The sequence below is a fragment of the Bacillus massiliigorillae genome, assembly GCF_000380245.2.
GTDB classification, from domain to species: domain Bacteria; phylum Bacillota; class Bacilli; order Bacillales; family DSM-1321; genus Bacillus_AD; species Bacillus_AD massiliigorillae.
Window position 1 is genome coordinate 1,037,265 of sequence record NZ_HG428741.1, and the last position, 12,035, is coordinate 1,049,299.

The 12,035-nt window shown below is 28.0% G+C and carries 12 protein-coding genes and 1 pseudogene; 10 read left to right on the forward strand and 3 right to left on the reverse strand.

Features of this window, described 5'->3' with window-relative positions:
• The first annotated feature begins 63 nt into the window (after nt 1-63).
• The 9 genes and pseudogenes from TX86_RS04925 to TX86_RS26110 all read left to right on the forward strand — a co-directional run.
• A complete protein-coding gene (locus TX86_RS04925; RefSeq protein WP_042346786.1) occupies nt 64-1,269 on the forward strand; it encodes a hypothetical protein in 1,206 nt (401 codons plus the stop codon).
• 15 nt (nt 1,270-1,284) lie between these two features.
• The gene (locus TX86_RS04930) at nt 1,285-1,851 is read left to right on the forward strand and encodes a hypothetical protein (protein WP_042346789.1); all 567 of its coding nucleotides are present in this window, start codon (nt 1,285-1,287) and stop codon (nt 1,849-1,851) included.
• Nucleotides 1,841-2,884, forward strand: a complete 1,044-nt coding sequence (locus TX86_RS04935; protein WP_042346792.1) for a hypothetical protein — start codon at nt 1,841-1,843, stop codon at nt 2,882-2,884. Before TX86_RS04930 ends, TX86_RS04935 begins: the two co-directional genes overlap by 11 nt.
• Nucleotides 2,885-3,420: 536 nt before the next feature.
• On the forward strand, nt 3,421-4,581 hold the full coding sequence (locus tag TX86_RS04940; protein ID WP_042346794.1) for a hypothetical protein: 1,161 nt from the start codon (nt 3,421-3,423) through the stop codon (nt 4,579-4,581).
• A 628-nt stretch (nt 4,582-5,209) separates the two neighbouring features.
• On the forward strand, nt 5,210-6,100 hold the full coding sequence (locus TX86_RS04945; RefSeq protein WP_042346796.1) for a phosphoribosyltransferase-like protein: 891 nt from the start codon (nt 5,210-5,212) through the stop codon (nt 6,098-6,100).
• Nucleotides 6,093-6,422: a hypothetical protein gene (locus tag TX86_RS04950; protein ID WP_042346798.1), complete on the forward strand. Its 330-nt coding sequence runs from the start codon at nt 6,093-6,095 to the stop codon at nt 6,420-6,422. The genes TX86_RS04945 and TX86_RS04950 overlap by 8 nt, the downstream gene beginning before the upstream one ends.
• A gap of 199 nt (nt 6,423-6,621) precedes the next feature.
• A complete protein-coding gene (locus TX86_RS04955) occupies nt 6,622-7,641 on the forward strand; it encodes a reverse transcriptase domain-containing protein (protein ID WP_042346800.1) in 1,020 nt (339 codons plus the stop codon).
• Between the two features lie 128 nt (nt 7,642-7,769).
• Nucleotides 7,770-8,306, forward strand: coding sequence for a GIY-YIG nuclease family protein (locus TX86_RS04960; RefSeq protein WP_042346801.1), 537 nt, complete (start codon nt 7,770-7,772; stop codon nt 8,304-8,306).
• A 148-nt stretch (nt 8,307-8,454) separates the two neighbouring features.
• Nucleotides 8,455-8,550, forward strand: a pseudogene (locus tag TX86_RS26110) (GMP synthase (glutamine-hydrolyzing)); the annotation flags it as partial.
• Nucleotides 8,551-8,656: 106 nt separating this feature from the next.
• Here the strand turns inward: TX86_RS26110 and TX86_RS27135 are convergent.
• Nucleotides 8,657-8,860: a hypothetical protein gene (locus tag TX86_RS27135; RefSeq protein ID WP_230203569.1), complete on the reverse strand. Its 204-nt coding sequence runs from the start codon at nt 8,858-8,860 to the stop codon at nt 8,657-8,659.
• 762 nt (nt 8,861-9,622) lie between these two features.
• Here TX86_RS27135 and TX86_RS04970 point away from each other — a divergent pair.
• A complete protein-coding gene (locus tag TX86_RS04970; protein ID WP_042346806.1) occupies nt 9,623-10,225 on the forward strand; it encodes a recombinase family protein in 603 nt (200 codons plus the stop codon).
• A 561-nt stretch (nt 10,226-10,786) separates the two neighbouring features.
• Here TX86_RS04970 and TX86_RS04975 read toward each other — a convergent pair.
• The gene (locus tag TX86_RS04975) at nt 10,787-11,332 is read right to left on the reverse strand and encodes a hypothetical protein (RefSeq protein WP_052343535.1); all 546 of its coding nucleotides are present in this window, start codon (nt 11,330-11,332) and stop codon (nt 10,787-10,789) included.
• Between the two features lie 187 nt (nt 11,333-11,519).
• Nucleotides 11,520-11,921, reverse strand: a complete 402-nt coding sequence (locus TX86_RS04980) for a DUF3888 domain-containing protein (RefSeq protein ID WP_042346812.1) — start codon at nt 11,919-11,921, stop codon at nt 11,520-11,522.
• Nucleotides 11,922-12,035 lie beyond the last annotated feature (114 nt).

Below are 12,035 nucleotides of genomic sequence, written 5' to 3' on the forward strand. Positions count from 1 at the left end.
ATTATTAATGTATCCTAATTATTTGTTATTATAAAATTAACAAAAAAAAACAGGAGCTTTTATATGGACATTACAAGATTTACTATTTATTTCAACAAAAAAATGCAATTTAATCCAACTAAAAAACAACGGATTGAAAGTATCTCAAACTACTTTTCTCAACAAGAAAAGAGAAAAATTTCATTTGGTGATGAAACAGAGTGTATACAATATATTATTCAGTATACCATAGACCGACCTGATACATCAGAAGACATATTTGATGAATTATATTATTTATTAGAATACTCTTATTCAGCTCAAAATCCAAATTATATTTATTCTTTTTCAACTGGTATAGAAGTTGATGTATTTGATAGAAATTTGTTAAGTTGTTTTTCAAAACCTATTAATTACAATGATTTCGACTTTGAGTTAAGTGAATACTCTATAGACAATATTAATCAAACAATACAGTACAAATTTACTTTTTGTGAGAATGGAGTAGATGTAATTGATGATAAAAAATACCAGAAAGATTCAGGTGTTATTCAGATAATATTTGATTTTAAAAATAAAAGATGTATATCTTCAAAATCTACTAATGATAAGGGTCATAATCAGTTAATGAGCTTAATAAGAGAACGTACAGGAAATACTTTAGAGCCTTTTTATATATTGAAAAGAAAAAAAAGCATGGATAAAAATAATGATACGGAATTTTCTAATACAACTCTTTTAATTATTAACTTGATTTATAAAACTATACCTGATTTAAATTATGATTTTACAATTGATTCGGTAAGCTTTACCAATCTAGATGCAGCCAAAGTTCAAGGTATGAAAATGAAAGGTACTGATTTGTTAAGTGCTCCGGAAGTCCTAAATAGAATCCATAGTCGTGATGAAGTAGACAATTTGAAAATTTCACTACAAAAAGTTAGCCATAATAATGGAGAAGAGGTTATATTTACAACTTCTTTTATCATCGACTTACAAGGAAAGCTCTCATTTATATTTGATGCAGATGACCCTAATACTAACCAAGCTGTTCGAGATATATGTATAAAAATACAAGCAGCTCTTATTGATTTAATTTATGATTATTCAAGTGTTGAAAATGGAGCTAAATTAATACATGAAAAATTACCATTACCAAAAACTAATAACCAATTAGTTGGTGATATATATAGAGAGCTTTCAGAAATCATTACGGATATTGATGATAAAATTGCTATGGAGAACTATTTTGTATCTAAATTTCCTCTTGCAAGATATACTCATAATTAATAAAGGAGAATCAAAATGTTTTTTTGCAATAGTGCTATACCAGTAAAAGTAACTAATATAAGTAATGATAAACTAACTGACCACTATTTTTTTGAGAAAAACATTCATTCTAAAAATACAAGAAAGTTCTTTTCAATAAACTTTTATGATGAAAATAATAATACTGGTGAAGTTTGCTATACTAATTCCTATGAATACGGTCAAATGAATATCTTGAATTTCATGTATAAAGACAACATTTTTTATCTTTTTACATCAAGTATTCAGCATATAAAATTTTTTAAAAAAATTATTAATCATATGTTTGAAAATGAAATTATATTTGAAATTTTAAGAATACCATTGAAGCAAGGTAAATTAGTTAATTTTAATAATGTTAATATAGAAAATTTTAGTTTAATTCAAGCTGATGGAATATATGGTATAAAAGGAACGCTTTATTCTAAATATCTAATTAACTTATATACAAATGGTGTAATTACCTTTCCATTTACAAATGATAAACAGCTAGTAGAGCAAATATTAATAACTTCCTTAAAAATAATAAATTTATATGGAGAAAATAAAGTAGATGAGTATTAGTAATTTTTTTAGTGGTGTTTCCACCTACTCTATTCAAATTTTAACTTGGACTTCTCCTATAGTTGCAGCTTTACTAGCACTTACAACTATTGTATTTAGTCAATATAATGAAAAGATAATTTATCACTCTAAACAATTAGACAAAGAAATTATTGCACATTTTCAAAGTTCTACCCAATCAAATAATGTAGTTATTCAAAAGGTAAACGAAATGATTTATGGTATAAGTGGTACAAAAATATATAAATCTAATTTAATGTTCTTTTCTATAATTTCTTGGTTATCAGGAATTGCATGGTTTATTGCAGGGGTTGGTTATTGGCTTAATCGTGAGAATGGTAAAATGAAGATCGGGCTTGCTGATGAAATCTCTACGTTTATAGCTCTTTTGGTTGTTATTTTAACGTTTACTATACTACCTTTCATATTGATATTTTTTAATAAGAAGCCTATTTTAAAGCTTGATATTCAGAATAGATTGCATTTCAAGCGGTTCTTTCAATATTTAGAAGGGCTTCCTTACAACGAAAACAATTTTATTATAGACCTGATCCAACCAATTTTAGAGATAAAACCAAGACAACAAACAGAGCTATTTATTTATTTCAAACAACAAATACCAATAACTAAAGTGATTTTTATTTATGAATTTTGTGGGACTGATTTTGAAAAAGTATTAATTAAAATTGAGAAGACTAACAATGAAAATTTGGAACGTTTTTCTGTTAATCACCATCATACTTTATCACTAATGAACTATGAAGGATTAGTAGAAAAAATTAAGAACAGTTGTACGCAAAATTTATTTGTATATGAATCGAGTAGTTGCTCCCATTTTGGAAGTTATAAGTGTAGCTTTCAAAATAATGATGCAACAATAGATTTACTATCTTGTTCGTTAAAAATCCAGGAGAATTTTGCACAAACACCCTCTGATGATATTCAAGATATATTAAAATCAAATTATGATATAGTTTATAAAAATTCAAATAGTAATACTATGACTTACCATTTAAATTTGTTAAAAAAATAAACATTCATATTTGGAATGTTTATTTTTTATTTAAATGCCTACCCTTTATATTCCTCTACAAATTATTTCTATTTGAATCTTATATATTCCATCATACTTTTAAGTAAAAAGTTTTGATATTAAAGCTATTAGGTAAAGGCTCACGCTGTGCTCAAGTCTTAATAAGCAAATAATTGTTAAGTAGATAAGAAACAATAGATTTTTATAAAGAATTTATTGGAAAATATTGAACTCTTGACACCTAAATTGACAAAAAAGTATTTTTATGGTATAATATAGTATTGGATTTAAATTAATCCAATACTATATTATATATTGAAAAAAATATAGGACGAGCCATTTTTGCGTACTTTTTGTGGCTAGGCTTCGACTGTCTTGCGTAGCGTACAGTCGGAGGATGGTGGTCAAAAAGTACATAATAAATGAAGTTGTTTCACAATTAAGGGCAACATAATCACTAACAATATATAATAAATAATATTATTACTGATTATGTTGCCCTTTAAGAAAAGATAATAAAAAAGGGGTAAGATTAAATGGTTTATACTAAAAGAGAAGCTGTGGATAAATATGGTAATGAGAATCAGAAAGCACATTTTGAAAAACATGGCAAGTTTAAAAGTAAGCATGTAGAGAATGCTGTTATAAAAACAATGGAGGAAATTTATGAATTTGTAGAGATTATTAAGAATCCTCATGGTAGTGGCAATGTATATAGAGTTGGGGTAGAAAAAGAGGAACGTTCTGTAAGAGAAGATGGTCGTATTTCAAACGGTGCTTGGAAACCATATACAAAAAATCTTGATATTATAGTTGTTTCAGTGTTAGAGCAAGGCTTAGAAAAGGAAGATTCACAAACACTTGCTGGATGGGCATTAGATTTTGGAGTAATTAACGTTAAAACTTACGAAATATTACGTTCACGTTGGAGGGAACGTGATAGAGATAATTTTATTAAAGAATTAAAAAAAGGGAATATTATTCAAAGTGGAGAGGATAGATTAGTTGATGATTATACACTAATCGTTAAAGGTTTAATTAAACAAATTGCAGGTACATTAAACCGTATGAAAGGGTTAGGTATTATTGAGTATTATCCTGTTCACAAAGGTAAGTTATTAAATGGTGAAGAAATTAACTTATCTGTAAGAACACATAAAGAAGCAACTAGTCTTAAACGTACATTAATGGAAAAACATGATGTAACAGATTGGTATATCTCTACATATAGAAAAACTAAAAAAACAAAAGCGTATGAAAAAGAGTTTGATGAAAAAATTGCTACAATTACTGATGACAACGGAATTGTATTAGGATTAAGTTATTGCTTTGAAGAATATGCAATATATCTTAAAGCACGTAAAAAGAAAATCATTGCATACTTAAAAAAATATAATAAAGAAGCCATTGAACAATTTAAATTAGATGAAACTCAGTTCTTAATCCAAAATAAAGAAGATTTTCAAATGAAGCGTTTAGAGTGTGTGGTTGAAGAAGCAGAAAAAAAAGTACATGCATTTCTAAAACCAAGACTAGTTAAAGAAACTGATGAAGAGTTAGGTGGTAAATCAACATATAATACTCCTAAATTAGCTGATTATTGTGTTGATGAAGATTACTATAAATTATATTTTGATAGACTATACATTGAAAGAATTGAAGGACTACAAAAATATTATGGTTATGATTTTTCCTAATATTTAGTTTAAATAAGTGAGCTAGAAAAACGTAGTTTTAAAAAAACTCATTTTATCCTCATAATTATAACTTCAAAAAATCATGCTATAGAGAAATTACTTTTGATAAAAGAAGAATTTTATATGATAAATTCCTTAGTTTAACACTACTGTCCATGCACTATGTTATAAAATTTAATGTGTGTGAAATCGTTAAGTGAATCTTGTCTATAAACGTTATTTTGTGTGAATTTAAGTGCAAGCTTATTAACTTAGGAAAATTGACATATCTAGTTGAGTTAAAATGATTGTGGATAAAGACATCGATTCCACGTAGCAAAACAATGTTTTGTGTGGATTTTCTATGTGCAACCGTAATCAAGAATGAATCGTGTGTTGTTTTTAATCTAGTGATTACGTGCTGAGCCTAAATTTTCATAAAAGTTATACTTTTATGAAAGTAAGGTAGACCAAACTAAAAGTAAGAATTTTATTTAAGGTGAGGATACACAAATAGCCATTAAGTATATAGGTAGGTAGATTCATTCATGCAAAATTAAAAGAAACTTAATTCGATACGACTAGATTAAGTTGGAAATATGTTATATTTAAAATAATTAGAGATTAACATTGAAGGATGAGTCTATTCATGGATGGAAAAATGGTGGAATATTTGCAGAAAGTGAAAGCCGATTATGATGATGAATTATACTTTAAAGATATAGATTCAAAATATAGAGAGTGGATTCAAAACGTTACATCAGGAACAGATAAAAAAATTTTGAATGAGCTATTTTATAATTTAAGGTTCTTTTCAAAAAAAGAAATAAAAAGTCTATTAAAAGAAAAAATGATAGTATTCAAAAAAGACAATAATAATTTTAATACTACTGCTCTTTTACCATTAACACCGATTGATGGAAGATATAGCGGCTCAAATGAAATGATTTCATTAGTTAAGGAACTTGATATGGAAGAACAGGTAAAAGGAACACGATTATTACCATATCGAGACTCTATTATTAATGATATTAAATATGCGGATGATAGTAATACATTAATATTTATAGATGATATTTCTGGAACGGGTGGTACTGTAAGAAAATTTGTAAATTATCATCACAAAAAAATGCAGGGCAAGAAAATTGTTTTTTTATTTTTAGCAGTCACTGAACAAGCGATTGATGAATTTAATTCTCTTTCAAAATGCTATACTGAAATTGAAATTGAATTTGTCTATTGTTTTGAGTTGAAAAAATTATCGGCGATAGAAATTCTTTCAAAAGAAGAATTTGACCAATTATATAGTATGGAAGAAGGTTTATGGGGAGAAAATAACAGAAATATATTGGGGTATGAACAATCAGAGTTATTAGTATTGTTCTCTCATAATATACCAAATAATACGGTAAGTAGTTTTTGGTATTATTCGGATAAAGATCCAGATAAGTGGAAGAGGTTGTTTGTTCGTATCACTGCTCCAAATCGTCGAAAACAAAACTACTCTAATAAGAAGAGGAAACAAATGCCTAATGGATAAATATAAAACAGTAATGATATTACATTATTTTAATAATGTTAGAGCTAGTTATTCCTATAATGAGTTATTAATGTTATTTGGATTCCAGAAAGAACAATTAGATTTAATGTTAGAGGAATTATTGAAAGCGGATATGTTAAAACTTGACCAATATTTTAAACTAACTGATAAAGGATTGGATGAATTAAAGAGAATAAATTTATTAGAAGTGGATTACGATAGCGTAGATGAAGAAGAAATCTTTACACAAACTCCTATGAGTTTTACAGAAGTTTATATACCAAAAAGGTTTGATAAAAAATTTAAATCAAATATAATATAATAAGATTGTCTAGCTTCTAGATTGGCTGGGAGTCCTAGTCATAATTAATGCTACTTTATAGCATTAGGGATTAAAAAGGAGAGCGCTTTTTAATCCCTAAAACCAAAAAAATGATCATGGTTTTATATCGACAAGCGATATTATGTTTAGTAAAACAATAAATTATAGTAGAAGCTAGATAATCTTACAGAGGAATAATATGAACTATTTAGATGAATTAAAGGTGAAATTAATTGCAAAAGGATTTTCAGATAAATATATAAAAAGATGTACCCAATATGCAGAAAATTTATATAATGAAAATTTTCCTGTGATTTTTGATGTTAAGCATTTATCAATGTTGATGGGGATAAATTACAATACGCTGTTTTATTATATAATAAATACAGAAACATTTTATAAAGAGTTTAAGATTCCTAAAAAATCTGGTGACTATAGAATTATTGAAGCACCAAGTTTGAATTTAAAAAAGATTCAAAAATGGATTCTTGATAACATATTATTACATTTTCCTGTTAATGCTTGTGCAACTGGTTTTAAAAAACAAACTAGTATTGTAGATAATGCAAAGGTTCATGTTAATAAAGAGTTAGTTTATACCATAGATATTAAGGACTTTTTTCCATCAATCTCATTCAAAGATGTTTATTTTTTATTTTATAATGTAGGATACTCTTCTCAGATTTCCTATGCTTTTGCTTGTTTGACTACACATTGTGGGAAATTACCTCAAGGTTCACCATGTAGTCCAACTATATCTAACATTCTCTGCAATAAAATGGATGAATCAATGAAGGTTATGGCAAATGAAATTAGTGCAAATTATTCTAGATATGCAGATGACATGACTATATCTACTAATGACATACCTCTTTTTTTATCTAAAAGAAAAGCTTTTAAGCAAATTGTTGAGTTCTATGGTTTTAATTTAAATAATAAAAAAGAGCGTATGCAATTTAAGAACCAAGCGCAGTTTGTTACAGGGCTCTTGGTTAATAATGGTGTTCAAGTTAAAAGAGCATTTAAAAAAGAGGTTGAACAACAAATTTATTATTGTGAGAAATATGGAATATACGGTCATTTAAGAGCGAAAGGTATGGCAGAGAAGTCTTTTTTTAAAGAATATATCTATGGTAAGGTGTATTTCATAAAGAGTGTTGAGCCAGAAGTAGCTGATCAGTTTCTTGAAAGATTAAATCGTTTACATTGGTCTTATTAAGAGTATTTATCCAGTGATTACCTGTAAATATTAAAAGCAAAACCGCAAATTAAGAGAAGAACTTAATAGCGGTTTTTTATTATATTTAATTAGAAAATGATTTATAAAAATGTGGGGGAGTAGATAAAGTGAGTAATTTTGTTTTAGAAAATATAGAAAAATTGAAATCGATTCTAAATATAATTGCGGAAGACAATATTGAAATAGGTACTTACAATATTAATATTACCAAAAGCGGGAAAGCAAATAATAAAAGTGGACCTTTCCCAAAATCTCCAGGTATTTATATATTCCATTGTAGTGAATTTAATAAATTTAATGAGAATTGGTTAGCTTTTAAAGATAAAACTAAAAAAGTTCCAAGAATTAATGAGGAACGAATAGAAATAAAAAATAAAGGTTCTAGAGTTATTTATGTAGGAAGAAGATTTGAAAGCCTTTCAAAAAGATTAAATCAGCATTTACAAGTAAAAACTGATAAAGCTAGTACATATGCTATGTATTTAGGGAGCTTTGCTAAGTTTATTGGTGAAGAGTTAAATTTAGAAATTATGACTTTCTCATTCAATAGTGATTTAGATAATGCAAAGCAAAATATAGTTATTGCAGCATTAGAAGCTATGTTTCATGCCGAGTTACAGCCATTAATAGGAAGTAGTAGATAAAACTAAAACAACATATAATCATTATTGAAGGTGAAAAATGTTGAACAAAACCCTTTCCACCTGCTACAATTGACTTACAAAAATAACGTAAATAATTGAACTGTAATTTAAAACCTCAATTATTAGTAGACGGCTAATAAACCTTGATATATCAACGTTTATCGTAAACGAAGTAGCACACATCAACCGCGTTGTGTATGATATTACTTCTAAGCCACCTGCTACTATTGAGTGGGAATTATAAAAAAAAGCTTAGAATCCGTAATTTTAAAAGGGTTCTAGGCTCTTTTCTTATTCTTTTGCAAATAATCAACAAACAATCGGATGAATTAAGTTATTTAAGATGATTTTTACTTAATAAGATTATTTACAAATGTTGCTCTCTGGTTTTCATTTTCTGTAAATGGGACTGAAATAAAAGAAGCATTATTTACTTGCCCTAAAATTTCTTCATACTCACTGTATGCACTTTTTGAATTTTGAGAAGCTTTACCCAAGAAAGAATTAAACATCTGAGCAATTTGTTCACCAGTAACAATATTATGTTTACTCAATGATAAATATGCTTTAGCAGTAATAATAGTGGGTGCCGGTGGTTGATTAGGTTCGGATTGTGCGAAAAAGTATAAAAGGTACTCTATTTTAGTTAATTCGTTATCTTCTTTTTCAACATATCCTTGATACCCAAATAGATCTCCATTCTTAGCTATTAGTCTAACACTGTCATTAGCTATGTATTCTCCGTTAATATTAGAATCCTTACTAACTAAGCCTTTTCCATGACCTGTGACTAATACGCCTTTTCCATTTATTAGGTCTAAATCTGCATAAAAAACATTATTAGATATAACATCCGCCTCCTTTTAAGTAATATATTACTATATTTTGTTATTTTTTGGAATATCAATTAAATTTGTTGATTTATTCGCTACTTCTTTATTTGAATTTGTTTATATTTTTCTTAAGTTTATCATGTTTTTAATCCATTTTTCTGCTCATAAATTAATCTGAAAATCTTACATTTTTCCTCACTCCTCTGGATTCCTACCCTTAATCTGCTCAATCACAACATCTAACTCATCAGGACGTAAAAACTCGATCAGACTAGCCGTTTTCTAGAGCATAATCGTATAAAGTTTATAAATGTATACCTTTAAGGTTATTAGAAATACTGAGTATGTATCGTTTGTAAAATTTGTTTTTTTTATTATAAACGTTTATCTATTAGCATATACTTTTATAAACAGATTGGATGTAATTGTAATACGAATATCAGAAAGGAGTGAATTATAAGTGAGTAAAAAACATTTTTTTATATAAGAGTATCGAGTAAAGACCAAAATGAAGCAAGACAGCTTATGGAAATCAAAGAATTGGGTATTCATGAACGAGATATATTTATTGATAAAGAAAGCGGTAAAGACTTTAATAGACCGCAATATCAAGCCATGAAACAGTGTTTGCGTGAAGGAGACTTACTTTATGTGAAATCAATTGACCGCTTTGGAAGAAACTCTAAAGAAATAAAACGAGAATGGGAAGATATAACCCAAAATATTAAAGCAGATATAAAAGTATTAGACATGCCCTTACTCGATACAACACAATATAAAGACCAATTAGGAACTTTTGTAAGTGATTTAGTTCTCCAAGTCTTAGCCTTTGTTAGTGAGCGTGAGCGTGATAACATTTTACAACGTCAAGCTGAAGGGATAGCGATTGCAAAAGCAAAAGGTCAGCATTTAGGTAGACCGCAATTAAATTTAGGAACATTAAACATGGAACAAAGAAAAAAGTTAGATAGTAACTATCCTAAATGGAAAAGAAAAGAGATAACAGGAGTTCAGTTTATGTCTTTGTTAGAGTTGAAAAAGAACTCATTTTATAAAGTTCTTAAAGAATATGAACAAACAATTTAGACATCCTTCTAGGGGTGTCATTTTCTTTTTTATGGGGAGGTACTTGTCATCAAAAGGAATAGAAAGATTTTGAAAATATAAGGTTGCATTACCGCTCCTACACTCACTCACGAAAAATGAGGTTATGTGAATATGAAAAGATAATTGATTATTAAGTAAGCTTCATATAAAATTCAGATTTAATCCGAATTTTAACTTCGCTCTGGTTCTTCGCCCAACTCTATATATTTAATTATTTAAAATAATAATAAATTAATATATAGAGTCTGCAAATCATGATTTCTTCCCATGCTTACAGCCCCAACTATTGTGTAAAAGGAGAAGTGTCTAAATTATAATTTAGACGGTCATTTAGACGGTTGCAAAGATTTATGGTGTTGTATCAATACGAATGTTTATATCATTTAGACATTTATATGTTCGTGAATCTGTATGAATAATGTACTTTTAAAAAAAGAGAGACAGCTTTTTGGCTATCTCCGTTCTTCAACTAACGCACCTGATAGCTTAAGTGGAATCTTTCACAATGTTTCTGGAGAAAACTAATACTGCTGAAGGGATTTAATCAATTGAATTAGCAATTTCAAGTAATACTTTTGGTGTCACTTGTTTAGAAATCCTTTCATCAATTCCAAATAAATATTGCAAATTATATTTTTCAAATACAAAAAATTTTAAAAATTTCCCGTCAATATATAAAGCATTCTGACCATCATTTAATTTGAAAAAATGTTTATTTAAACTATCTTCAAAGGGTACTTTATTTTTAATAGGTCTAATGTCTATTTTGAAATGATTTTGTGATAATTTTTCGTTTACATAATGAATTTCAAGCATATCATTTATTTTATATTTTTTATCTTCCCGGAATATTCCGAATTGGTGTGTGAAAGGGATAGAAGGTTGAAGAGAAGGAAGTTTTACTTTACATTTAAAATGATTTTCAAATTCCTTAACGGCATCCTCAATAGTTGTATACCCAATTTGAGTATACATTTTTTCAAGAGATGGGGGCTTATCGTTCGGATGTGCATAGACTGTCTCACCTACTGTTACACACATTAAAATACTGAATAAAAGCAATAAATAAGGTTTACTATTGTTCAATTTCATCACCCTAAACTATATATTAGATATATTGTTCCCAAGCCTATTGCGACTATCTTTATTAAGCTATCTTGCCCGTTAGTGCCATAACAAATATAAGACTGCTTATAAGCAGCCTTGAACTTCAGCTCTAGCACCCGTTTGTTTAAGTACATTTCTTCACAAATAGATGTCATTTAACAATCTGTTATTTGAAGTCTATTTTTGGATAAGTTTTCAAATGTTTATAATCAATTAATTTTCCATCTGCCGTTACGATAATTTTATCCTCTCCATAAGTAATGTGAGCACGATAATAAGGTGTAACTTTCAAAGTGATTTCATAAGCACCTCCGATTCCATTTGATTGCCTAATCTTAAGAATTTCAGTAGCATACGGAGCCCAAGTAAGGTCTTCTGGTGCATTTTTATCTTTGTTATAAATTTCAGAAATGGCTTTATCAATTGGTTTTCTTAGACTAATAATAAGTGCATATTTAAACGCCTCACATAGTTCACTATCCGACTCATTTATAGTTGCTGAATAAGCAGGTATAGTAAAATGATTTAATGAAATAAGCAATAATATAATAAAAAGAAATTTTTTCATAACGTTTTCACCTATTGTTAGCTTCCCAACAATTAAAGGTAATATTCCACAAACCTGCCGTTAGTGCTATAACAAAACTACCCAAAGTATTGAAAAACTAACTGATATAACGCT

Bases quoted from the DNA above. Each gene is read 5' to 3' on its own strand.
- TX86_RS04930 (WP_042346789.1), top strand. From the start codon at position 1,285: ATGTTTTTTTGCAATAGTGCTATACCAGTAAAAGTAACTAATATAAGT.
- TX86_RS04950 (WP_042346798.1), top strand. From the start codon at position 6,093: ATGGATAAATATAAAACAGTAATGATATTACATTATTTTAATAATGTT.
- TX86_RS04955 (WP_042346800.1), top strand. From the start codon at position 6,622: ATGAACTATTTAGATGAATTAAAGGTGAAATTAATTGCAAAAGGATTT.
- TX86_RS04945 (WP_042346796.1), top strand. From the start codon at position 5,210: ATGGATGGAAAAATGGTGGAATATTTGCAGAAAGTGAAAGCCGATTAT.
- TX86_RS04925 (WP_042346786.1), top strand. From the start codon at position 64: ATGGACATTACAAGATTTACTATTTATTTCAACAAAAAAATGCAATTT.
- TX86_RS04980 (WP_042346812.1), bottom strand. From the start codon at position 11,921: ATGAAAAAATTTCTTTTTATTATATTATTGCTTATTTCATTAAATCAT.
- TX86_RS04940 (WP_042346794.1), top strand. From the start codon at position 3,421: ATGGTTTATACTAAAAGAGAAGCTGTGGATAAATATGGTAATGAGAAT.
- TX86_RS04935 (WP_042346792.1), top strand. From the start codon at position 1,841: ATGAGTATTAGTAATTTTTTTAGTGGTGTTTCCACCTACTCTATTCAA.